The following is a 22,879-nucleotide window of genomic DNA, read 5'->3' on the forward strand; positions in this document are numbered from 1 at the left end:
GGCCGGCATGCGGCCGCCGCCGGCTCAGTTCTCGGGCTTGGAAGCGTCGAGCTCGAAACAGTGTTCGCCGGCCGGATGACGCCAACTGCGCGGATGCCATTCGTTCGTAGCTCGACGCTTGGCATCCTCGCGCCCGGTGTCGGTGGCGAAGCTCGCGCACAGGCGAAAGCGGCCGGCCTCGCCGACGAGGTAGCGGTAAGGCGCGGCGGTAACCGGATCGACCGTGCTCAGGGCCACGCCCGGTTGGTTCGCCAGGCTCGGCAGATCCGCCGGCAGGCGCGCCTGCTGTTTCCAATAGTCGCGCACCTCGTCGTTGATCCGGTCCAGTTCCTGCGTGCGGCGCTGATCGAGCTTGGCCTCGCGCTGCGAACCTGGGCCGCCCATGACCACGATCGCCGCCGTCACCGCCGCCGCGATCGCCACTGCGGCTGCGATCAGCAGCCAACGTCCGACCGGTGCGCTCATGCCTGGCTCTCCTCGCGACGCAGGTCCCACAGGTAGTAACCGAATACGCTGCCGGCGATCGTCGCGACCACCAGCACCTTGAGCACGAAACGCAGGCTCAATTCGCCGCCGAGCAGGTTGTAGACCAAGGCGGTCATGTCGCCGATCAACACCGTAGCGGCGATGAACAAGGTCAGGTAAGTCAGCCAGCGACGCACCGGCGACAGGCGCTTGATCGGATGCCGCGCAACGTCCTGGGCGACCCGGTGGGCGACGAAAGCGAACACCGGGAAAGCGATCACCAGCGCCGACACCGACCAGCGCAGCGAGTCGTCGACGCTCTTGCGCCAAAACTCGTAACCGTTGTCGGCGGCATCCGGCCAGGCGATGTTGATCAGATCGAACAACAAGCTGCCGAGGTGGTAGGCGACGAAGTACAGGGTGGTGAACATCACCAGGTAGGCGAAGGCCTCGCGCGCCGACAACGAGGCGCGCGGCTTCGGCACCGGCAGCACGAAACCGACGTCGGCATAGGCGTCGAGCGCGCCGCGGGTCTGCTCGGCACTCCAGCCTGCCGCCGCCAGCGCCTGTGCGGTCGCCTCCTTCGATTGCCCACGCAACAAGGCTTCGCGGACGAAACCCTCCAGTTCCAGACTTCCCGAGGCCATGGCCACCGCTCCATAAAGGGACGCCCGGAATGTAGCAGTGCCGGGGCTGGCCGGCGCAGGGATCGGCGAGGTAGCGGAAAACGCTACCCGCGGGGGACCGACGTCGCTACGCCGAGTCTTCGCCGCGCAGACCTTGCCAACAAGCGTCCGCGCGGCGGCGGCCTGCACCGCCGCTCGTCGAGCCTGGCCGTCGTCGTGCCCGAATGCGGCTATATTCCGCGAACGCGCCATGGACGGCCCGGCGCAAGCGCACGAGCCGGAGCCATCGCCGCCGCACAGGGGACATGCTCATCACAGCAGGCCCACCACACAGCAGGCCCACTAAAGCACGCCCACCACAGGTCGAACCATGCGCCACACAGACGATGCAAGGCCAGCACGACTGTTGATGCTGGCATCGGCTTTTGTCCTGCTGCTGCCGTGGTGCAGCGCCGCAGCCCAAGCCCAAGCCGCGCGCCCGCCCGCGCCGGAAGCGAGCAAGCTCGTAGCCACGGCCTCTCCCGAAGACTATGCCGCCGTGCGCAAGGTCCTCGACCGCTATATCGAGGCCGGCCGCCAGGGCAAGAGCGAGCTCATGCGCCCGGCGTTCCTGCCGCAAGCGACCATCCACGGTCTCGCGGCCGACGGCAGCATCGGCGGCGGTCCGATCCGCAGCCTGTTCGACTACATCGACAGCGCGCCCGCGGCCAAGCAACTGCAGGCGCAGATCGTCTCGATCGAGATCGTCGGCACCATCGCGCAGGCGCGGGTCGAATCCGACCAGTGGAACGGCGCGCGCTACAGCGACCTGTTCCAACTGTTGAAGGTCGGCGGCGAGTGGAAGATCCTCAGCAAGATCTACCACACCCACTGACCTTCATACTCTGGAGTAGGAGCGGCGGGAGTAGGAGCGGCGCAAGCCGCGACCACGCGGCTGCGGTCGGCGACGTACGATCCATCGGGAACCAAGCGCCCACGACCTCAGGCACTGCCCGTCTCCGGGGTTTCGCGTTGCCGGACCGGCCGCGTCACCTGCTTCTCCACGCACGCCGGCAGCCCGTCGCCCGCCTGTGCGGCCTCGCGCCGATAGACGCTCGGCGGCACGCCGACCAGTTCGGCGAACCGCGTGCTGAAGGTGCCCAACGATGAGCAGCCGACCTCGAAGCAGATCTCGGTGACGCTGAGGTCGCCGCGGCGCAGCAAGGCCATCGCGCGCTCGATGCGCCGAGTCATCAGATACGAATACGGCGACTCGCCGTAAGCGGCGCGGAACTGCCGGCTCAGATGCCCGGCCGACATGCCCACGCCCTGGGCGAGCGCCTCGACGTCGAGCGGCTGCGCGTACTCGCGGTCGATGCGGTCGCGCACGCGGCGCAGGCGCGCGAGGTCGCGCAGGTAAGTCGTGGCATCGGGGCTGTTACTCATCGGCGCGATCCTGCCATGCCCGGCGCGAGCCGCCTAGCGCGATCGGCCTGGTGCGATCGGCCTCGTCCAAGCATCGGCGACGCTGGTTGCGCCCGCGCTCCATCGAAGCGCGATCCGAAACTGCGGACGGCTGCTCTTAAATCGCCCTCCGCGCGGGCGCAGGCCTGGGTTGTGCGCTGCCGGGTTCCACTAATCTCGCGATTGGATCGATCTAAACCGTTCCGGTCGGTCCCCGTCGCGGCGGCGCCCCGCCGTTCCTGGCCAGTTCCAGTCGTCCCCTGCCGCAGCCCCTTCGCGGCAACGATCGTCGAGCCGGCCGCCTTCGCACCGACAAGGACATCCTCATGCCATCGAGACAGAGCGCTTCACCCCGACCGGGCCTGCACGCAGGCCCGAGGCTCATGAGCCTGACGTTCACCAGCCTGCAGTTGACCAGCTCGCAGTTCGCGGGCCTGCTGCTGTGCCTGGGCTTCGCCGGCACGGCCTCGGCCGCCAACCTCGCCTTGAACAAACCCGCCACCGGTTCGACCGCCTGCAACGCCAACGAAGCGCCGGCGAAGGCTTTCAACGGCAGCACCGGCGGCGGCAACAGCGACAAGTTCTGCTCCGCGGCCAGCAGCCGTTGGTTGCAAGTCGATCTCGGCGCCAGCCGTTCGATATCGAGTTTCGTGATCAAGCATGCCGGCGCCGGCGGCGAACCGGCGTCGTTCAACAGCAAGAGCTTCAACATCCAGACCTCGGCCAACGGCAACGCCTGGAGCACCGCGGTCAGCGTGAGCAACAACAGCGCCAACGTCAGCACGCACCCGATCGCGGCGACCAGCGCGCGTTACGTCCGCCTCAACATCGCCACGCCGACCCAGGGCAGCGACAGCGCCGCGCGCATCTACGAGTTCGAGGTCCACGACGCGCCGCCGGCCGCCGAGAAGCTGGTGCAGGTGCTCGACCAGGTGCCGCAGTTCGGCATCTATCGCAGCACCGAGCCGACCACCTACACGCCGCCCGCGGGCGTACTGATGTGGAAGCGCGGCACCGAGTACGCGCGCAAGCTCAGCGACGCCGAGAAGGCCAAGATCGGCGACGACGTCGCCCTGCGCATCGTCTATCACGCCCAGTGCGACCCCTACGATCGCTTCGCCTCGGCCTTCTTCATCAGTACGCCGAAGGGCATTGCGCCCACCGTCGACACGCCGCGGGTGACCTTCACCGATTTCATTTCGCCGTTCAGCGACATGTGGCAGGGCGCGAAAGCGACCCGGGTGTATCCGGATGCGCCGATGAACCCCTATGCCGCGGCGCTGGCCAACCCCGACCGCGACATCTGGGTCGGCATCAGCGGCGGCGCCAATCCGCAATACGGCGGCGATGCCTGCGAACAACACGGCGTGACCGACCCGGCGATCGCCGAAGTCGGCTTCAAGTACTCGCTGGCGTTGGTCTCCACCCAGGCGCTCACGCCCGGCAGCGACCCCGACGTGATCGGCCTGCTGTCGCGCTCGTCGGAAAAGGACGACAGCATCGCCACCGCCACCGTCTCGCACACCGCCAACCTGGGCATCGCCACCCTCGCGGTCAGCATCGCCGGCTACGGCGCTTCCAGCGGCGGCCAGGAATACACCAACACCAACATCGCGGTGAAGCTCAACGGCACGCAGATCGCGACCTTCAGCACCAAGATCGATTGCGCGAGCTACGAGCAGTTCAGCCCGCGCGGCAACCCGGGCATCTTCCGCAACAACAACACCACCAACCCGCGCAGTTGGTGCCCGGGCGCACTGGTGCCGATGCGTTATTTCGACCTCGGCAACATCGCCGGCAAGACCCTGCAGGTCGGTCTCGGCGTCGGCAATCCCTCGCCGTGGACCGCCGACTCGCAATACGTGACCAGCGTGAGCGTGCTCGAACACTGATCGCGCGCAGGACGCCGGCCGCTCGCGACGGCCGGCGTCCTCCTGGGTCGATGAAATCGCCTTGGTGGGCCGCGGCATCGGCGCAGCGGACAGGCGCGTCCCGGCGCCGGAATGGACCGTTTGCGGCCGGTTACGGCGCCTCGACCTCAAAGCCCTTGGCCTGCAGCTTGGCGACGACGCCGTCGGCCTTGAGCAACTGCGATATCGGCAGGACGGTGAAGACCACCCGCTGTTCCTTCAGCGCGCCGTCGACGGCGTGATACCAGTGCTCGGCCATCTGCGCCTGGACATCGTCCATACCGAGCTTCTGCGAGAAGCCCGAGCCGGTCAGTGCGTTCAGACAAGCCTCGTGCTGATCTTCGTAAGGCAAGGCACGCAGCGCGTCGATGTCGCCGGTGGCCCAGGCATTGGCGCGCGTAGTCATGATCGCCAGGTCGGTTTCGAGCCGGTCCAGCGTCTTGCGGAAGCAGGCCACGTCGTCGAGCGTGGTCGCATTGAAGGCCTTGAGGGTCTGTTTCGGATCCTCGACCTTGAGCGGCAGGCTGGTGGAGCGCGTTTCGATCCCGGCCGCCTCGACCGCCTTGCGGATCGCCGGCCCGACGATGCCGGTTTCGTCGAGACCGCTTTTCTTCAGCGCCGCACGATACAGCTCGCTCGCCGCGAACAGCGGCCGCCAGTTCTCGACGCTGTTGTCGCGGCCGATGTATTTGAGCTTCAACACCTGCCAACGCGCATACAAGTCCGCCGGCAGCACGTCCTGCAGTTTCGCGCCGCCGGGGTTCTTGCGCAGTTTCAGCATCGAAGGCAACAACGACAGGCGCCCGAACAGGCCGATATCGGCGCTGACCGACAGGCGCGGCGGCTGCAATGCGAGCTGCGATTGTGCGATCGCGGCATCCATGTCGCGCGACAGCCAGGTGATGTCCTTGGGCAGCGGCGACAGCGTTCCCAGGATCCACAACACGCGATCGCCCTTGTGGAATTTCCACAGGCCGGGCCCCGGCTGCACGCCGGAAACCACCACCACGTCCATGTCGACGATGGGCGGCGGCGCCACGGCCGCCACGGCCGCGACAGAGGACGGTGCACCGCCTTGCGTTGACGACGGCTGCGCCGCCGCGGGCGCGGCCAGCATCGCGGTCGCCAGACCTAACAGCAGCTTCCTTCGCATCTCGGCGTTCTCCTTTGGTCGAACCGCAGTCGAGGCAGGGTTCGGCCACGATGGAAGCCCATCCGCGAGCCCGGCGCAAGTCGATCCGCCGCGACTGTCCCAGGCAATGCCTGCCGGTATGTCGCCGGCTGCTTCCGCCGCAGGCGCGAAGCTAAACGGCGCACAAAAGAAAAGCGGGCCGAAGCCCGCTTTTCTCGAATCCGACGTTGCGCGTGCCGATTACTCGGCGACGACGCCCTCGCCTTCTTCGACGGCCTTCATCGACAGGCGGATACGGCCCTGCTTGTCGACTTCCAGCACCTTGACCTTGACCACGTCGCCTTCCTTGAGCTTGTCGCTGACCTTCTCGACGCGCTCGTTGGAGATCTGCGAGACGTGGACCAGACCGTCCTTGCCCGGCAGGATCGTCACGAAGGCGCCGAAGTCCATGATCTTGGCGACCTTGCCTTCGTAGATGCGGCCCGGCTCGACGTCGGACACGATCTGGTCGATGCGCGCCTTCGCGGCCTGAGCGGCGGCGGCGTTGACCGAAGCGATGACGATGGTGCCGTCGTCCTGGATGTCGATCTGGGTGCCGGTTTCCTTGGTGATCGCCTGGATGGTCGAGCCGCCCTTGCCGATCACTTCGCGGATCTTGTCCGGGTGGATCTTCATGGTCAGCAGACGCGGCGCGTACTCGGACAGCTCGGTGCGCGATTCGGTGAGGGCGTGAGCCATCTCGCCGAGGATGTGCAGACGGCCGGCCTTCGCCTGGCCCAGCGCGACCTTCATGATCTCTTCGGTGATGCCCTGGATCTTGATGTCCATCTGCAGCGCCGAGATGCCCTCGGAGGTGCCGGCCACCTTGAAGTCCATGTCGCCGAGGTGATCTTCATCGCCCAGGATGTCCGACAGGACGACGAAGTTGTCGCCTTCCTTGACCAGGCCCATCGCGATGCCGGCGACCGGCGCCTTGATCGGCACGCCGGCGTCCATCAGCGCCAGCGAGCTGCCGCAGACCGAAGCCATCGAGGACGAACCGTTCGACTCGGTGATTTCCGAGACGATGCGGATGGTGTACGGGAATTCTTCCATCGTCGGCATCACGGCGAGCACGCCGCGCTTGGCGAGGCGGCCGTGGCCGATTTCGCGACGCTTCGGGCCCATCATGCGGCCGGCTTCGCCGACCGAGTAAGGCGGGAAGTTGTAATGGAACAGGAAGTGTTCCTTGTACTCGCCCGAGACGGCGTCGATGATCTGGCCGTCGCGCGCGGTGCCGAGGGTGGCGACCACGATGGCCTGGGTTTCGCCGCGGGTGAACAGCGAGGAGCCGTGGGTACGCGGCAGCACGCCGACGCGCGAAGCGATCGGACGCACGGTGTCGAGGGCGCGGCCGTCGATGCGGACCTTGGTGTCGAGCACCGAGTTACGCATGGTCTGGTACTCGAGCTCGCCGAATTCCTTCGACAGCTCCGAGGTGCTCCAGCCGTCGGCTTCGGCGCGGCCGGCGAGGCTCTGCAGCACGTCCTTCTTGATCGCGCCGATGGCGTCGCGGCGCTGCAGCTTGTCGCGCACTTGGAAAGCGGAGGCGAGCTGGCCGCCGACGGCTTCCTTCAGCGCGGCGATCAGCGCCTCGTTCTTGACCGGAGCTTCCCACGTCGACGGCTTGGTGCCGGCTTCGACGACGAGCTCGTTGATGATGTTGATGACCTTCTGCATTTCGCGATGGCCGAACATCACCGCGCCGAGCATGACGTCCTCGGACAGCATCTTGGCTTCGGATTCGACCATCAGCACCGCGTTCGAGGTGCCGGCGACGACGAGCTCGAGCTCGGATTCGGCCAGCTCGGCGGCGGTCGGATTGAGCAGGTACTGGCCGTTCTTGTAACCGACCTTGGCCGCGCCGATCGGGCCCTGGAACGGGGTGCCGGCCAGCGCGAGCGCGGCCGAGGCACCGATCAGGGCCGGGATGTCGCCGTCGATTTCCGGATTCATCGACATGACCGTGGCGATGATCTGGACTTCGTTACGATAGTCCTCCGGGAACAGCGGACGGATCGGACGGTCGATCAGGCGCGAGATCAGCGTTTCCTTCTCGGTCGCACGGCCTTCGCGCTTGAAGAAGCCGCCCGGGATGCGACCGCCGGCGTAGAACTTCTCCTGGTAATCCACGGTGAGCGGGAAGAAGTCCTGGCCTTCGCGCGCGCTCTTGGCGGCGACGGCCGTCACCAGCAACACGGTGTCCTCCATCTTCACGATGACGGCGCCGCCGGCCTGACGGGCGATTTCGCCGGTCTCCAGGGTCACCTGATGGTTGCCGTATTGGAAGGTCTTGGTAATTTTTGCCACGGGTGGGTTCCTTCGGTATCTATGCGTTCCGGTCGGGGCCCTTGCCCCGCTCCGGTCGGNCCAATAGGTGGGTGTGCGTTGCGCCGGTCCGACCGGCCGCGTTGCACGTGACCCGGTTTCGCCAGGTCGAAGCCATGCGCTCATCAAGCGCAGGCGGCGTTGCGTCCTGCAGCGCCACGCGGGTTTTCATGCCCGCCAAAACAAACCGCGGCGCATCGCTGCGCCGCGGTTGGGTGTCCGGTTAGCGGCGCAGACCGAGCTTTTCGATCAGAGCCTTGTAGCGATCGCCGTCTTTGCGCTTGAGGTAATCAAGCAGGCTGCGACGACGGTTGACCATCATCAGCAGGCCGCGGCGGCTGTGGTGATCCTGTTTGTGCTGCTTGAAGTGGCCGGTGAGCAACTCGATGCGAGCGGTGAGCAGGGCGACCTGGACTTCCGGCGAACCGGTGTCGGCGGCGCCGCGCTTGTTGTCTTCAATAATCTTGCTGGTGTCGATCGACATGACTTATGTTCTCTGTAGATGCGGGGCCCGCAGAAGCGAATCGGTCGCGACAAAATCGCCCCGACGCACCGCCTGGCCCGCCGCTTGCTTTAGTGAGGATTGCCGTCCAAGCAGGTCCCGTTTGGAAGTGCTTGAAAAGCGGCGGGATTGTACCAGCCCGCGGCGGCGAATGCGACCCGTGGGTCACTGGGCGGTGCCCGCCCGGACAGCTGCGACACCCGTTCAGTTACTGGTCGCCGGCTCGGCCTCTCCCGCCGCCTGCCCGGCCGCTTCCGGCGCCCAGGGACTGCCTGGCCGCGAACGCAGTCGCTTCAACAAATGGCGTATTTGCTGGAAATCCTTGGGCGGCTGCAGCCGCCAGCGCCCGTCGACCTTGCTCAGACTGATGATCCGCATCTCCCAGGCCGGACCGGCCCCGCCGCTTGCGTCATAGGTCGCCCGTCCCACCGCGTGATACAGGTCGGCCCCTTCGTAGAGCCCGCCGATGAGAGTCAGACTCTTCACTCGCTGCACCCCAGGCTGCCGGGTGAGGCCTGCCAGGAAGGTCGCGAAGAACTGGGCATCGTCCAGCGCTTTCAGTTCCGCTGGCGTCTTGCCGCCCAGCACCTCCAGGAATTCCAAGGGAATGAACTCGGGCTCGACCTGCTCGAAAACCTCGGTGAACACCTCGCGAATGTCCCTGAGCACCGCTGGATCGGCGAGATAGGCTGCACACAACCCGTCATTGGAGACTGCGCAGCCGCGCGCCTGCTCGGCGACCGTTTCCGGGCGGCTTCGATCGAGCCGCTGCAGCCATTCGGGCTCATCGGCGAATACCGGAGCAGCGATCGCCAGCAAACCGGCCAGCGCCGCACAAACGATGGATTTCATTGCGGCCCCCCTGCCCGTTGCGATTCGGTTCTGTGGTTGCTGCCGCCTCGCGGCAGCCGCTCAGCCGCCTTGCGCCGCCCAACGGAACAGGCGCTGCGGCTGCAGCCGCCCTTCGGCCTGGCGTAAACCGAGGCCCAGGCAGCGCCCCGCTTCGCCGAACACCGCCACCAGGCCCGGTTCGCCGGGCTCGCAGCTGACCGCCTGACCATGGCCGAGGCGCTCGGCGGCCGTGGCATCCAGGCTGACCCGGCCGAAACCGCTCAACCCGGCCTCGATCGGCAGCAGGCAGGCGTCGAGGGCGGGGTCGCTGCCCTGCTCGGCCAGTTCGCGCAATGCATCCAGAGTGATCATCCGCGGCTGCATGAACGGTTCGACCCAGAGCCGGCGCAAGGTCGCCACGTGCGCGCCGCAACCGAGCGCCTCGCCGAGGTCGCGGACCAGGCTGCGCACATAGGTGCCGGAGCCGCATTCGATGTGCAGTTCCAGGCGCGGGCCGTCGCGGCCGGTCACGCTCAGGGAATGAACGACGACGTCGCGCTCGGGCGCTTCGATGACTTCGCCGCGGCGGGCCTTCGCATACAGCGGTTCGCCGCCCTGCTTGAGCGCGGAATAGATCGGCGCGCGCTGGCGGATCGGGCCGCGCAAGGGCGCCAAGGCGGCTTCGATCGCCGCGTCGTCGAATTCGGGCACCGGACGTTCGAGCAGGGGCGCGCCGTCGGCGTCGTCGCTGTCGGTGGTCAGGCCGAGCACCGCGGTCGCGCTGTAGGCCTTGCGCGCGCCGAGCAGCAGCCCGGCGATCTTGGTCGCTTCGCCGAAGCACAGCGGCAGCAGGCCGGTCGCGAGCGGGTCGAGGCTGCCGGTGTGGCCGCCCTTCTCCGCACGAAACAGATGACGTGCCTGCTGCAGCGCCTGGTTGGAGCTGATGCCGGGGGGCTTGTCGAGCAGCAGCAAGCCGTCGACGTTGCGCCAATTGCGTTTACGCGTCGTGTTCAAGCAAGCCGTCCGCCCCTGCCTGCGCGATTTGCGCGTCCTGAACCGCCTGCATCCCGGACACGCCGATCGCACCGATCAACTCGCCGCCCACGATCAGGGGCAGCCCGCCATCCAACGGCAACAGACCATCGATTCCGAGCAGTCGCAGCCCCAACCCGCCGGCAGCGACCGCGTCTTCGAACGCCTTGGTCGGACGGCGGAACTTGACCGCCGTCTCGGCCTTGGCCTGGGCCACGGGAATGCTGCCATATTGCGCCTGATCGAGCTTGTGCAACATCACCAGATGGCCGCCGCTGTCGACGATGGCGATCACCATCGGCCATTGCAGGCGTTCGGCCTCGGCCTGCGCGGCGCGCATGACCCGGCCGGCGGCCGCTAACGAAATCGGCGCGCCGTAACGCGGCGGTGGCTGCGACATGCGAGGGCTCCTGCTCGGGCAAGAAAGAAGGGAAAGAACGCCGCGCGAAGGCGATCGGGGTGCTGCGAGACGCGCCGCGCGCGTGGATCGGACAGAGCCACGATCGAGTCCTCGCGGATCGCGAACGACTGCGCCGGACTTGGCGGCTTCGCGCCGGTACCGACCGACGGACCGGGCGCCAGCGCCTGCCTGCGCTTACTCCGGCTTGGCGTCGCCGTCGCTTTGGCCGGCGGCCTGATCGTCGTCGGCTTCAGCGTCGGTTTCCAGCGGCGGCAGATCGCGCAACAGGATGCCGATGCGCTCGCCGCGATCGACCGAATCGTCGTAATGGAAATGCAGTTCGGGTACGTGACGCAGCTTCATCGCCCGGCCCAGCTGGTAACGCAGCTCGCGCGAGAGTTCCTTGAGCGCCTTGACGGCCTCCTTGGAACGCTCGGCCTGCAGCGCGGTCACGAACACCTTGGCATGGGCCAGGTCGCGCGAGACCTCGACGTCGGAAACGCTTACCGACGGCAGGTTGTGCTCGCGCACAGCCTCATGCACCAGCGTCCCGAGCTCGCGGCGGAGCTGGGCGGAAACGCGGTCGGTGCGATGGAACGATTTGCTGCTGGGCATGTGGATCCGGGAAACGAGAAACGGGAAAGAGAATCGGTAGAGCGGAAGGGGGAACCGGTTGCCGATAACCGCCTTGCGATTCCCGACTCCCGATTCCCGATTCCCTGTCTTACAGCGTCCGCTGCACTTCGATGCGCTCGAAGCACTCGATCTGGTCGCCCGGCTTGACGTCGTTGTAGGCCTTCACGCCGATACCGCATTCGGTGCCGTTGCGCACTTCGTCGACGTTTTCCTTGAAGCGGCGCAGCGATTCCAACTCGCCCTCGAAGACCACGGCGTTGTCGCGCAGGACGCGGATCGGCTTGCTGCGCTTGACCACGCCTTCGACCACCATGCAACCGGCGACCGCGCCGAACTTGGAGCTGCGGAACACGTCGCGCACTTCGGCGATGCCGATGATTTCTTCGCGGATCTCGACGCCGAGGATGCCCGAAGCCACCTGCTTCACCTGGTCGATCACGTCATAGATGATCGAGAAGTAACGCAGGTCGACGCCGTTGCCTTCGATGATGCGGCGCGCGGAGGCGTCGGCGCGGACGTTGAAGCCGATCACCGTGGCCTTGGCCGTGGCCGCCGCGTTCGCGTCGGACTCGGTGATGCCGCCGACGCCGGAGCTGATCACGTTGATGCGGATCTGGTCGTTCGACAGCGCCATCAAGGACTGGCGCAGCGCCTCGACCGAACCCTGCACGTCGGCCTTGATGACCAGGTTGAGGCTCAGCTGGCCCTCGCCCTTGCCCATCTGGGCCATGATGTCTTCCATGCGGTTGCCGGCAGCGGCGACCAGGCGCGATTCGCGGCGCTTGGCGTCGCGCTGCTGGGCGACGTCCTTGGCCAGACGCTCGTCCTCGACGACCACGAAGTCGTCGCCGGCATCGGGCACGCCCGACAAGCCGAGCACCTGCACCGGGATCGACGGACCCGCTTCCTGCACCTGCGAACCGGTTTCGTCGAACAGCGCACGCACGCGGCCGTACTGCACGCCGCAGACGAGGTAATCGCCCTTCTTGAGCTGGCCCTGCTGGACCAGCACGGTCGCGACCGGGCCGCGGCCCTTGTCGAGCGCGGATTCGATGACCGTACCGGTGGCGCGGCCGATCGGCACCGCACGCAGTTCCAGCACTTCGGCCTGCAGCGAGATCGCGTCGAGCAGATCGTCGACGCCGTCGCCGGTCTTGGCCGACAGCTCCACCATCTGGGTCTCGCCGCCGAAATCTTCGGCGACGATGCCCTCGGCGAGCAGCTCGTTCTTGACCCGCAGCGGATCGGCGCCGGACTTGTCGATCTTGTTGATCGCCACGATCAGCGGCACGCCGGCCGCCTTGGCGTGCTGCACGGCTTCCTTGGTCTGCGGCATGACGCCGTCGTCGGCGGCGACCACCAGCACGACGATGTCGGTCAGCTTGGCGCCGCGCGCGCGCATCGAGGTGAAGGCGGAATGGCCCGGAGTGTCCAGGAAGCTGATCACGCCGCGCGCGGTTTCGACGTGGTACGCGCCGATGTGCTGGGTGATTCCGCCGGCTTCGCCCGAGGCGACCTTGGTACGACGGATGTAGTCGAGCAGCGAGGTCTTGCCGTGGTCGACGTGACCCATGATGGTCACCACCGGCGGACGCGCGACCTTGTCGCCCTGCACTTCCTCGGCGTGCGCGATCAGCGCGTCCTCGGCGGCATTGGCGTTGGTGCGCACGACGGTGTGGCCGAGTTCTTCGGTCACCAGCGCGGCGGTGTCGTGGTCGATGCTCTGGTTGATGGTCGCCATGACGCCCATCTTGAACAGCGCCTTGACCACGTCGCCGCCCTTGAGGGCGAGCTTCTGGGCCAGGTCGGCGACCGTGATGGTCTCGCCGATCGCGACTTCGCGCACGATCGGTGCGGTCGGACGCGAGAAGCCGTGCTGGCCGCCGCCGGAGCGCGACTGCTCGGACTGGCGACGCGGCTGCGGCCGCGACTTGCCGCGCGAGCTGCTGGTGCGACGGGCGCGGTCGGAGGCGCTCAGATGCAGCTGGCCGGCGAAGCGGTTGGCCGCATCGTCGTCCTCGACGCCGGCGACCATCGCGTGCGAGCCGCGGGTCTTGTGGCGCGGCGCGTTGTGGTCGACCCGGGCCGGAGCCGGCGCGGCCGGCTTCGGATGGCCGTGACCGTGGGTCGTCGGCGGCTTGCGTACGGCCGTGGTCGTCTCTGCAGCGGCCTCGGCGGCCGCGACGACGACGCTGGCGTCGGCGAGCTTGGTCTTCTGCTCTTCCTCGGCCTGCTCGGCCTTGGCGCGCGCAGCTTCCTCGGCGGCGCGACGCACCGCATCGGCCGCGTCGGCGCGACGCTGGTCGTCGGCGGCCAGGCGCTGCTGTTCGGCGAGGTTGCGCTGCTTGGACTCTTCGAGCTTGCGCAGGATCTCGGCGCGTTCGTCGTCCGGCGAGATGGATTGGCCGGATTCGTTCGGCTTCACCAGCGTCACCTTCTTGCGCACGACCACGTCGACGGTGGTGCGGTTCTTGCCGCCACCGACGGTGATTTCCTGCTTGCGGCTGCGATTGAGCGTGATCTTCTTCGCCGCCTCGTCGGTCTCGGCCGGCTTGTCGACCTTGCCGTGAGCGCGCTTGAGGAAGCCGAGCAGCTTGACTTTCTCGATGCTGGTCACGACCTGGTCGGGGCCGCTGAACTTCATGCCGGCCTCGGCCAGCTGTTCCAGCAACTTCTCGACCGGCGTGTTCACCAGTTCGGCCAGCTTGCGGATGGTGGTTTGCTGCGACATTCGGTTTCCGTGTCCTCGTGGCGCGGGACGAGTCCCGCGCGTGATGGCGCCATTCTAGCTCCGCGCGCGCCGCACGACCGGCTCGCACAGACCTTTTTGGCCTGCCCGCGGACCGGGCCGATGCCCGATCCTGCGAATCCGAGGCCGGCCAGGCCGGTCTCGGTGTGCCGCAAGACGCTCTTTGAGCCTCTTGCGACGTGTGTCACCTCATTCGAACCAGTGCTTGCGCGCTTCCATGATCAGGGCGGCGGCACGTTCCTCGTCGACGCCTTCGATATCGGTCAACTCGTCGGTCGCCAGGTCGGCCAGGTCGTCGCGCGTGACCACCCCGCGCGAGGCGAGCGTGAAGGCCAGCGACTCGTCCATGCCTTCCAGCGACAGCAGATCGGCGGCCGGCTGGTGCTCGTCGAGCTCTTCCTCGGCGGCCAGCGCCTCGTTGAGCAGGGCGTCGCGGGCGCGGGCGCGCAGTTCCTCGACGATGTCCTCGTCGAAGCCCTCCACCGCCAGCAGCTCGCCGACCGGCACATAGGCGATTTCCTCGACCGTGCTGAAGCCTTCCGAGACCAGGATGCCGGCGATTTCCTCGTCGACCTCGAGCTTGTCCTGGAACAGCTGGCGGGCCGAGGACTGCTCGGCCTCGGACTTCGCCGTGACCTGGTCCTGGGTCATGACGTTGAGCTGCCAGCCCGACAGGCGGCTGGCGAGGCGCACGTTCTGGCCGCCCTTGCCGATCGCCTGGGCCAGGCGGTCTTCGGCCACGGCCAGGTCCATCGAATGCTTTTCTTCGTCGACGATGATCGACTGCACTTCCGCCGGCGCCATCGCGTTGATGACGAACTGGGCCGGGTTGTCCGACCACAGCACGATGTCGACGCGCTCGCCGTTGAGCTCGTTGGACACCGCCTGCACGCGCGAACCGCGCATGCCGATGCAGGCGCCGATCGGATCGGTGCGGTTGTCGTGGGCGAGCACGGCGATCTTGGCGCGGTCGCCCGGATCGCGTGCGCAGGCCTTGATCGAGACCAGGCCCTGGCCAACTTCCGGCACTTCGAGCTTGAACAGCTCCATCATGAATTCGGGGGCGGCGCGGCTGATGAACAGCTGCGGGCCGCGCGGCTCGGTGCGCACGTCGAACAGGAAACCGCGCACGCGGTCGCCGGCGCGCAGTACGTCGCGCGGAATGCCCTTGTCCTTCGGGATGATCGCCTCGGCGTTGCCGCCCAGGTCGACGTAGATGTTGCCGCGCTCCACGCGCTTGACGATGCCGGTGACCAGCTCGCCGACGCGGTCCTTCCACTGGTCCACGACCTGGGCGCGCTCGGCCTCGCGCACGCGCTGGACGATGACTTGCTTGGCGGCCTGGGCGGCGATGCGGCCGAAATCCGGGTTTTCGATCTGTTCTTCGATGTAGTCGCCGACCTCGACGCCTTCGACTTCGTCGATCGCGTCCATCAGGCGGATCTGGCGGTCCGGGGACTCCATGACCACGTCGTCGGCGACCACTTCCATGCGGCGGAAGGTCTCGTAGCTGCCGTCCTTCTGGTCGATGCTGACGCGGACCAGCACGTCCTCATCGTGGTAGCGCTTCTTCGCGGCCGAAGCCAGCGCGGCCTCGATGGCCTCGAAGATCACTTCGCGCGGCACGCCCTTTTCGTTGGCTACCGCGTCCACTACCAGCAACAGTTCCTTGCTCATTTCGTCACTCCGCACGGGTCGGCTCGCAGCCGCCGGCTATTGGGATTGGTAATTGGCTGAATCTGAATCGTTGTGATCACTTCTTCTTCGAAGGCTTGGCCTTCGAGGACTTGTTCTTGGGTCGGCCCTTGGCCGGCGCGCCCTGCGGCTCGCCCTTGCTCGGGGCCAGGCCGAGCGCGGCCCAGTCGGGCACCAGACGGCCCTTGTCGATGTTCGAGAACGGCACGGTGAACGTCGCGGCCTCGACCGTGAACACGACCTGCTCGCCTTCGATGGCGACGATCCGGCCCTGCAGGCGACGGCGGCCTTCGTGCGGCAGCTTGAGCGCGACCTTGACCGTTTCGCCGACCAGGCGGCGGTAATGCTCGAGCGTAAACAGCGGGCGGTCGATGCCCGGCGACGACACTTCGAGGGTGTAATTGCTGCTGATCGGGTCCTCGACGTCGAGCTGCGCCGACACTTCGCGGCTTACCGCCTCGCAGTCCTCGATCGACACCGAACGCGGCTCGGCGCCATCGGCACCGGCGGCCGCTTCATCGGCGGGCACATCGATATAAATACGCAGCACTGCATTGCCGGCGGCCGGCAGATATTCCACGCCGAGCAGTTCCACGCCCAACGACTCTACCGTCGGGGCGAGCAATGCAGCGATTTGCGTTGCCTTGTCCGTCACGCGCCTGACTCCTGACTCGGGGTTGCGACTGGTGTAACCAATCCTGGTGTAACCAATGTTCGATACGTCATGTTTCCGCTGCCATCCGTTTCGCGGTCCGCAAGCGCATGAACGCGGGACGCCATTCGAAACGAAGCTTCCGGAAACCCAAAAACAACAAGGGGCCCATCGGGCCCCTTGTCCGTACAACTGGATTTCGGTGTGTTCGCGCGAGCAGAGCGCGATCACAAAGCCCGAGCTTCGCGGCCAAAAAAGAAAGCCTCTAGAGAGGCTTTCGATTCGCCAGCCGAAGCTGGTAGCGGGGGCAGGATTTGAACCTGCGACCTTCGGGTTATGAGCCCGACGAGCTGCCAGACTGCTCCACCCCGCATCAGGCCGACCATCATAACGGCCGGCGTTACTTTCTGCAAGCCTGCAATCAGATCTTCATGATTGCCGCTTACCGCTGCATCGAACCGGTGGATTCCCTTGGGAATTCGCGGCGTTGGTGCAGGCCGCAATCTTAATGCGCATTCAAATATTTTCAAGTCTTTTTTGCGATGAGCGTTGCAATCGGTCCGGGCCGGCAGAAAAACCTGTCGCAGATTTCAACGCCAGGCCATGCTGGGCCTGGTTGTCCGGCGCGTTCGGCGGCCTCGCAACGGGTGTCCAGTGGCGCCTACGGCGAAGCCCCACCGTGCTCTTCGAGTTCGCCCGGCCCGTCATTCCGTCGAAAGCGAGCTCCGCCTTATTCCGGCGTAGCCGAATATCCGGGGCTTTATCGCAACATGACTCTGAAGTCTCTGCGGCCCGGCCGGAGCGCATGGCGCCCTGGCGTTCATGGATGCGCGAGCCTATGGCTCGCGAGCGCATCCATTTACCCGCTCCGCGGGGATGACAGCAAAAAAGGCGATACCTCGCCGCTTTGCCGCGAACGCACGCTAGAGGCCGAAAACCGAACGAGCCCGGCCAAACCTGCTTTCGATGCCGTCCACAGCCCCCTCGCCTTCCCCGGCGAATCGCGGATACGAAGCCCGCCCCCGCTCTACCCGCTTCGGCCGGCGCTGCGCTGAGACGGCCGCACAGCCGCGAGGATCGCGCGCCACAAACGCATCGGGCCGGCAAAAGCCGGCCCGATGCTGAAAGTGTCAGCGAAACCGTCGCAGGTTTCGGATGCGGCCGTCGATCAGGACGGGAACGCGCGCATGCACCAGTCCATGATCGGGTTCCAGGCCAGGCCCAGCGCCAACAGCGCGAGCGCGTTGACCCCGAACACCACGCGCAGCGGGCGGTCGTCGCTCGGCGCCGGCATCTTGCCGTCGGGCTCGTCGAAGTACATCGCCTTGATCACGCGCAGGTAGTAGAACGCGCCGATCACCGCGAACACGATGCCGACGATCGCCAGCCACAGCATGTCGCCCTGCAGCGCGGCCTTGAGCACCGCCAGCTTGGCCCAGAAGCCGAGGAACGGCGGCAGGCCGGCCAGCGAGGCCATCACGCACAGGACCATGCCGGCCAGCCACGGGCTGCGCGCGTTGAGGCCCTTGTAGTCGTCGATCTTGTCGGCGTCGAAACCGCGGCCGGACATGACGATGATCGCGGCGAAGGCCGCGGCCGACATCAACGCATAGCTGATCGCGTAGAACATCGCCGCGGCGAAGCCCTGGGCGCCGCCGCCGGCCATGCCGAGGAACAGGAAGCCGACGTGCGAGACCGTCGAGTACGCCAGCAGGCGCTTGAGGTTGGTCTGGACCAGCGCGCTGAGGTTACCGATCGCCAGCGACAGCACGGCCAGGCCGGCCAGCAGCAGGCGCCAATGGTCCTCCTGCCCCGCCGCACCGACTTCGAGCAGGCGGTAGGTCATGCCGAACGCGGCCAGCTTCGGCGCCGAACCGATGAACAGAGTGATCGGGGTCGGCGCGCCCTGGTAGACGTCCGGCAGCCACATATGGAACGGCGCCGCACCGAACTTGAAGGCGATGCCGGCGACCACGAACACCACGCCGGTGATCATCATCAGCGAGGACGGACCGACCTGGGCCGCGATCGCGATCTGGTCGAGCATCAGGCTGCCGGTGGCGCCGTAGATCAGCGACAGGCCGTACAGCAGCAGGCCCGAGGCCAGCGCACCGAGCACGAAGTACTTGATCGCCGCTTCCGAGGCCAGCGGGCTGTCGCGGTCCACCGCGACCAGCGCGTAGGAACACAGGGCCAGCATTTCCAGGCCGAGGTAGACCATGACCAGGCTGCCGGCCGAGACCAGCAGCATCATGCCGGCGATGGCGAACAGCATCAGCACCGCGACTTCGCCCTTGTACAGGCCGCGCGAACGCAGGTAAGGCCAGGTGTAGATCATCGACAGGATGCCGACCACGCCGATGCCGAGCTTGAGGCCGTCGGCGGCGGTGTCGCGCACGAACATGCCGCTGAGCACCGTGCCCTGCCCGCCGACATCGAAGGCGATCAGCGCCGTCGCCACCGCGACCACGACGATCGCGAACACGTGGGAAACGATGCGGTTGCGCTCCTCGATGAACAGATCGAGCATCAGCAGCGCGAACGCGCCGATGATCACCACCAGTTCGGGCAGCAGGGGCATCAGGTCGGCGATGGTCCGTACAGGCATGTTCATTAGTGAATCTCTTGGCGGATCCGGCCCTGGGCGAGCCTTGCTCTAGGAACGAGTTCAGAGGAGTGAGAAGTGAGCTGCCGCGTTCGCGCTTCCTACTCGTTCCTCACTACTCGCTTCTACTCACTTCTCCACCGCGCGGGCCTGAGCCCACGCGGGGTTCACAACTTACTGGCGACGATCTGGCTGGCCAGGTTCGCGATGGCGGGTTCCATCAGGTCGGTCAGCGGCTTCGGCCACAGGCCGAGCACCAGCACACCGGCCGCGAACACACCCAGCACCAGCGCTTCGCGCGGGTTGATGTCTTCCAACTCGGCGACATGGGCGTTGCCGACGTCGCCCCAGATCACCCGCTTGACCAGCCACAGGGTGTAGCCGGCGCCGACGATCAGGGTGGTGGCCGCGCCGAACGCGATCAGCGGGTGCTGCTGGAAGCTGGCCACGATCACCATGAACTCGCCGACGAAACCCGAGGTGCCCGGCAGGCCCGAGTTGGCCATCGCGAACAACACCACGAACGCGGCGAACCACGGCATCACGTTGGCGACGCCGCCGTAGTCTTTGATCATTCGGCTGTGCATGCGGTCGTAGAGCACGCCGACGCAGGTGAACATCGCGCCCGACACGAAGCCGTGGCTGATCATCTGCACCATCGCGCCCTGCAGGCCCAGGCGCGCGGCATCGGTGCCGTGCGCATCGCCGTTGTGGACCAGGGCGAAGGCGATGAACGTGCCCAGGGTGACGAAGCCCATGTGCGAAACCGACGAGTACGCGATCAGTTTCTTCATGTCGTCCTGGACCAGGGCGACCATACCGACGTAGATGATCGCGATCAGGCTCAGCGCGATCACCAGCCAGGCCCACTCGTGGCCGGCGTCCGGCACGATCGGCAGGACGAAACGCAGGAAACCGTAGCCGCCGATCTTCAGCATGATCGCAGCCAGGATCACCGAACCGGCGGTCGGCGCCTCGACGTGCGCGTCCGGCAACCAGGTGTGGACCGGGAACATCGGCACCTTGACCGCGAAGGCGATCAGGAAGCCGAAGAAGATCCACATCTGCTCGGTCGCGTTGAGCTGCAGCGCGTACATGTCCGACAACTGCCAGCTGCCGCCCTTCAGGTACAGGTAGATCAACCCGACCAGCATGAACACCGAGCCGAGGAAGGTGTACAGGAAGAACTTCACCGACGCGTAGACGCGGCGCGGGCCGCCCCAGACGCCGATGATGATGAACATCGGGATCAGCATGCCCTCGAAGAACACGTAGAACAGCATCGCGTCCAGGGCCGAGAACACGCCGACCATCAGGCCTTCGAGGATCAGGAAGGCGGCGTAATACTGGCTGACGCGCTTGTCGATCGAGGTCCATGCGCTGATCAGCACCAGGCTCGAGGTCAGCGTGGTCAGCGCGATCAGCGCCGCCGAGATGCCGTCCGCGCCAAGGTGGTAGCGGATGTCGTAGGTCGGGATCCAGGCGTGGTCTTCGACCAACTGCATCGCCGCGCTGCCGAAATCGGCATGGGTGAACATCATCACGCTCAGGCCGAGCGTGACGAGGGCCACCACCAGGGCGAACCAACGCGCGGCGTTGGCGCGCTCGTTGCCGAACGCGAGGGTGGCGAAACCGCCGAGGATCGGCAGCCAGATCAGAATGCTAAGCAAGGGCACGGGGCTCACGTCGGGTGTCCTTGTCGGATTAGTGCCAGAACCGGATGACGACGGCGAGCAATGCAATCAGGCCGAGGATCATCGCGAAGGCGTAGTGGTAGAGATAACCGGATTGGACGCGGCGGGTCAGGTTGGCGACGAAGCCGACCAGGCTCGCACCGCCGTTGACGACGGCGCCGTCGATCAGCTTGCTGTCGACCGCGCGCGAGGCCTTGCCGATGCCCACGCCGCCGGCGGCGAAGCCGTCGATCCACAGATTGTCCATGCCGTACTTGTTCTCCAGGATGCGCACCGGCAGCGCGAACAGCTTGCGCGCCTTGGCCGGCAGCTCCGGCTTCCACCAGTACATGACCGTGGCCAGGGCGAAGCCCGAGAACGCGAGCCAGAACGCCGGCGCCTGGAAGCCGTGCAGCGCGAACGCCACCGGACCGTGCCAGGCCTCCTCGCCGACCATCGCGATGGTGTCGCGGGCGGCGTCCAGGTCGATCGCACCGAGGAAGAACGGCAGCTGCTTGACCTTGTAGTCCAGCCAATCGGTGCCGAACAGCATCGGGCCGGCGGTGAAGAAGCCGATCAGCACCGACGGGATCGCCAGCAGGATCAGCGGCACAGTGACCACCCACGGCGATTCGTGCGGCTCGTGCGGGCCATGATGACCGTGGTCGTCGTGCGCCTCGTCGTGCTTGCCGTGGCCATGATCGTCATGGGCGTGCGCCGCATGGTCGTCGTGACCGTGCCCGGCATGCGCGTCGCGGAAACGCTCCTTGCCGTGGAAGGTCATGTACAGCAGGCGGAAGCTGTAGAAGGCGGTCACGAAGGCACCGAGCAGCACCGCCCAATAGGCGTACTGGGCGACCCAGTTGGCGTGCTCGCCGTGCGCGGCGTGGTGCGCCGCCTCGATGATGGTGTCCTTCGAGTAGAAACCGGCGAAGAACGGCGTGCCGACCAGGGCCAGCGTGCCGAGCAGACTGGTCCAGTAGGTGATCGGCATGTACTTGCGCAGGCCGCCCATCTTGCGCATGTCCTGCTCGTGGTGCATGCCGATGATGACCGAGCCGGCGGCGAGGAACAGCAGCGCCTTGAAGAACGCGTGGGTCATCAGGTGGTAGACCGCCGCCGAGTACGCCGACACGCCGAGCGCGACGGTCATGTAGCCCAGCTGCGACAGGGTCGAGTACGCGACCACGCGCTTGATGTCGTTCTGGACGATGCCGATCAGGCCGGTCCAGAACGCGGTGGTGGCGCCGATGAAGAGGACGAAGTTCAGCGCCGTCTGCGACAGCTCGAACAGCGGCGACATGCGCGCGACCATGAAGATGCCGGCGGTGACCATCGTCGCGGCATGGATCAGCGCCGAGATCGGGGTCGGGCCTTCCATCGAGTCGGGCAGCCAGACGTGCAGCGGCACTTGCGCCGACTTGCCCATCGCGCCGATGAACAGACAGATGCAGATCACCGTCGGCAGCGACCAGACGATCGGGTGCTCGCCGCCCCACACCTGGATGGTGCGGTCGGCCAGGGTCGGCGCGTTGGCGAACACGGTGCCGTAGTCGAGCGAGCCCAGCGCCCACATCACCGCGCAGATGCCGAGCAGGAAGCCGAAATCGCCGACGCGGTTGACCAGGAACGCCTTCATGTTGGCGAACACCGCGGTCGGCTTCTTGAACCAGAAACCGATCAACAGGTAGGAGACCAGGCCCACCGCTTCCCAGCCGAAGAACAGCTGCAGGAAGTTGTTGCTCATGACCAGCATGAGCATCGAGAAGGTGAACAGCGAGATATAGCTGAAGAAGCGCTGGTAACCCGGGTCGTCGGCCATGTAGCCGATGGTGTAGACGTGGACCAGCAGCGAGACGAAGGTGACGACCACCATCATCATCGCGGTCAGCTTGTCGATCATGAAGCCGACGTGGGCCTCATAACCGCCGACCTGGAACCAGGTGTAGACGTTCTCGTTGAACGGCGAGGCGCCCTGCCCGGCCAGCTGCCAGAGCACGTACACCGACATCGCGCAGCTCGCGGCGACGCCGAGGATGGTGATCGTGTGCGAGCCGGCGCGGCCGACCTTGCGTCCGAACAGGCCGGCGATGATCGAGCCGAGCAACGGCGCGAGCACGATCGCCAGCAGGATGGACTTGGAGATTGCGGGTTCCATGCC

18 protein-coding genes and 1 tRNA gene are annotated in these 22,879 nt (G+C 66.5%); 2 read left to right on the plus strand and 17 right to left on the minus strand.

Features of this window, described 5'->3' with window-relative positions; translation table 11 throughout:
• Nucleotides 1-24 precede the first annotated feature (24 nt).
• Nucleotides 25-465: a hypothetical protein gene (locus tag ACTJJK_RS01505; protein WP_440729282.1), complete on the minus strand. Its 441-nt coding sequence runs from the start codon at nucleotides 463-465 to the stop codon at nucleotides 25-27.
• Nucleotides 462-1,112, minus strand: coding sequence for a DUF5671 domain-containing protein (locus ACTJJK_RS01510; protein ID WP_031370854.1), 651 nt, complete (start codon nucleotides 1,110-1,112; stop codon nucleotides 462-464). The genes ACTJJK_RS01505 and ACTJJK_RS01510 overlap by 4 nt, the downstream gene beginning before the upstream one ends.
• Nucleotides 1,113-1,500: 388 nt before the next feature.
• Between ACTJJK_RS01510 and ACTJJK_RS01515 the strand changes: the two genes are divergently transcribed.
• Nucleotides 1,501-1,965 (plus strand): nuclear transport factor 2 family protein, encoded by a 465-nt coding sequence (locus ACTJJK_RS01515; RefSeq protein WP_223620094.1) that lies wholly within the window; start codon nucleotides 1,501-1,503, stop codon nucleotides 1,963-1,965.
• Between the two features lie 107 nt (nucleotides 1,966-2,072).
• Here the strand turns inward: ACTJJK_RS01515 and ACTJJK_RS01520 are convergent, their stop codons facing one another.
• Nucleotides 2,073-2,516 (minus strand): helix-turn-helix transcriptional regulator, encoded by a 444-nt coding sequence (locus ACTJJK_RS01520; protein ID WP_031370856.1) that lies wholly within the window; start codon nucleotides 2,514-2,516, stop codon nucleotides 2,073-2,075.
• A gap of 401 nt (nucleotides 2,517-2,917) precedes the next feature.
• Between ACTJJK_RS01520 and ACTJJK_RS01525 the strand changes: the two genes are divergently transcribed.
• Complete coding sequence (locus ACTJJK_RS01525) at nucleotides 2,918-4,426, plus strand: discoidin domain-containing protein (protein ID WP_440729283.1); 1,509 nt, start codon at nucleotides 2,918-2,920, stop codon at nucleotides 4,424-4,426.
• A 130-nt stretch (nucleotides 4,427-4,556) separates the two neighbouring features.
• Here ACTJJK_RS01525 and ACTJJK_RS01530 read toward each other — a convergent pair whose 3' ends face one another.
• From ACTJJK_RS01530 to nuoL, 14 genes are all read right to left on the minus strand, one after another.
• Complete coding sequence (locus tag ACTJJK_RS01530; RefSeq protein WP_440729284.1) at nucleotides 4,557-5,597, minus strand: TraB/GumN family protein; 1,041 nt, start codon at nucleotides 5,595-5,597, stop codon at nucleotides 4,557-4,559.
• A 219-nt stretch (nucleotides 5,598-5,816) separates the two neighbouring features.
• Nucleotides 5,817-7,925, minus strand: a complete 2,109-nt coding sequence (pnp, locus tag ACTJJK_RS01535; RefSeq protein WP_031370859.1) for a polyribonucleotide nucleotidyltransferase — start codon at nucleotides 7,923-7,925, stop codon at nucleotides 5,817-5,819.
• 241 nt (nucleotides 7,926-8,166) lie between these two features.
• On the minus strand, nucleotides 8,167-8,427 hold the full coding sequence (rpsO, locus tag ACTJJK_RS01540) for a 30S ribosomal protein S15 (protein WP_031370860.1): 261 nt from the start codon (nucleotides 8,425-8,427) through the stop codon (nucleotides 8,167-8,169).
• A gap of 222 nt (nucleotides 8,428-8,649) precedes the next feature.
• A complete protein-coding gene (locus ACTJJK_RS01545; protein ID WP_223620090.1) occupies nucleotides 8,650-9,297 on the minus strand; it encodes a hypothetical protein in 648 nt (215 codons plus the stop codon).
• Nucleotides 9,298-9,357: 60 nt separating this feature from the next.
• Nucleotides 9,358-10,290 carry a tRNA pseudouridine(55) synthase TruB gene (gene truB, locus ACTJJK_RS01550; protein ID WP_031370862.1) on the minus strand — a complete coding sequence of 311 codons (933 nt, stop codon included), beginning with the start codon at nucleotides 10,288-10,290 and terminating at the stop codon, nucleotides 9,358-9,360.
• A complete protein-coding gene (locus ACTJJK_RS01555) occupies nucleotides 10,274-10,648 on the minus strand; it encodes a GlcG/HbpS family heme-binding protein (RefSeq protein WP_200875798.1) in 375 nt (124 codons plus the stop codon). The genes truB and ACTJJK_RS01555 overlap by 17 nt, the downstream gene beginning before the upstream one ends.
• A 255-nt stretch (nucleotides 10,649-10,903) precedes the next feature.
• Entirely contained in the window at nucleotides 10,904-11,323 is a 420-nt protein-coding gene (gene rbfA / locus ACTJJK_RS01560) for a 30S ribosome-binding factor RbfA (protein WP_440729285.1), read from the minus strand.
• 109 nt (nucleotides 11,324-11,432) lie between these two features.
• Nucleotides 11,433-14,075 carry a translation initiation factor IF-2 gene (gene infB, locus ACTJJK_RS01565; RefSeq protein WP_031370865.1) on the minus strand — a complete coding sequence of 881 codons (2,643 nt, stop codon included), beginning with the start codon at nucleotides 14,073-14,075 and terminating at the stop codon, nucleotides 11,433-11,435.
• Nucleotides 14,076-14,282: 207 nt separating this feature from the next.
• Entirely contained in the window at nucleotides 14,283-15,770 is a 1,488-nt protein-coding gene (gene nusA, locus ACTJJK_RS01570; protein ID WP_031370866.1) for a transcription termination factor NusA, read from the minus strand.
• A gap of 76 nt (nucleotides 15,771-15,846) precedes the next feature.
• Nucleotides 15,847-16,443, minus strand: a complete 597-nt coding sequence (gene rimP / locus ACTJJK_RS01575; RefSeq protein WP_031370867.1) for a ribosome maturation factor RimP — start codon at nucleotides 16,441-16,443, stop codon at nucleotides 15,847-15,849.
• A 293-nt stretch (nucleotides 16,444-16,736) separates the two neighbouring features.
• Nucleotides 16,737-16,813, minus strand: a tRNA-Met gene (locus tag ACTJJK_RS01580).
• Nucleotides 16,814-17,608: 795 nt separating this feature from the next.
• The gene (gene nuoN / locus ACTJJK_RS01585; protein WP_057918241.1) at nucleotides 17,609-19,054 is read right to left on the minus strand and encodes an NADH-quinone oxidoreductase subunit NuoN; all 1,446 of its coding nucleotides are present in this window, start codon (nucleotides 19,052-19,054) and stop codon (nucleotides 17,609-17,611) included.
• A 158-nt stretch (nucleotides 19,055-19,212) separates the two neighbouring features.
• Nucleotides 19,213-20,730, minus strand: a complete 1,518-nt coding sequence (locus tag ACTJJK_RS01590; RefSeq protein ID WP_440729286.1) for an NADH-quinone oxidoreductase subunit M — start codon at nucleotides 20,728-20,730, stop codon at nucleotides 19,213-19,215.
• Between the two features lie 19 nt (nucleotides 20,731-20,749).
• Entirely contained in the window at nucleotides 20,750-22,876 is a 2,127-nt protein-coding gene (gene nuoL, locus ACTJJK_RS01595; protein WP_440729287.1) for an NADH-quinone oxidoreductase subunit L, read from the minus strand.
• Nucleotides 22,877-22,879: the final 3 nt, after the last annotated feature.

It is taken from the genome of Lysobacter sp. 22409, assembly GCF_052045105.1.
GTDB classification, from domain to species: Bacteria; Pseudomonadota; Gammaproteobacteria; order Xanthomonadales; family Xanthomonadaceae; genus Lysobacter; species Lysobacter antibioticus_B.

Coding starts and splice junctions, on each gene's coding strand:
- ACTJJK_RS01510 (WP_031370854.1), bottom strand. CDS start 1,112: ATGGCCTCGGGAAGTCTGGAACTGGAGGGTTTCGTCCGCGAAGCCTTG.
- rbfA (WP_440729285.1), bottom strand. CDS start 11,323: ATGCCCAGCAGCAAATCGTTCCATCGCACCGACCGCGTTTCCGCCCAG.
- ACTJJK_RS01530 (WP_440729284.1), bottom strand. CDS start 5,597: ATGCGAAGGAAGCTGCTGTTAGGTCTGGCGACCGCGATGCTGGCCGCG.
- infB (WP_031370865.1), bottom strand. CDS start 14,075: ATGTCGCAGCAAACCACCATCCGCAAGCTGGCCGAACTGGTGAACACG.
- ACTJJK_RS01555 (WP_200875798.1), bottom strand. CDS start 10,648: ATGCGCGCCGCGCAGGCCGAGGCCGAACGCCTGCAATGGCCGATGGTG.
- nuoL (WP_440729287.1), bottom strand. CDS start 22,876: ATGGAACCCGCAATCTCCAAGTCCATCCTGCTGGCGATCGTGCTCGCG.
- rpsO (WP_031370860.1), bottom strand. CDS start 8,427: ATGTCGATCGACACCAGCAAGATTATTGAAGACAACAAGCGCGGCGCC.
- nusA (WP_031370866.1), bottom strand. CDS start 15,770: ATGAGCAAGGAACTGTTGCTGGTAGTGGACGCGGTAGCCAACGAAAAG.
- ACTJJK_RS01525 (WP_440729283.1), top strand. CDS start 2,918: ATGAGCCTGACGTTCACCAGCCTGCAGTTGACCAGCTCGCAGTTCGCG.
- nuoN (WP_057918241.1), bottom strand. CDS start 19,054: ATGAACATGCCTGTACGGACCATCGCCGACCTGATGCCCCTGCTGCCC.
- ACTJJK_RS01520 (WP_031370856.1), bottom strand. CDS start 2,516: ATGAGTAACAGCCCCGATGCCACGACTTACCTGCGCGACCTCGCGCGC.
- ACTJJK_RS01515 (WP_223620094.1), top strand. CDS start 1,501: ATGCTGGCATCGGCTTTTGTCCTGCTGCTGCCGTGGTGCAGCGCCGCA.
- ACTJJK_RS01545 (WP_223620090.1), bottom strand. CDS start 9,297: ATGAAATCCATCGTTTGTGCGGCGCTGGCCGGTTTGCTGGCGATCGCT.
- ACTJJK_RS01505 (WP_440729282.1), bottom strand. CDS start 465: ATGAGCGCACCGGTCGGACGTTGGCTGCTGATCGCAGCCGCAGTGGCG.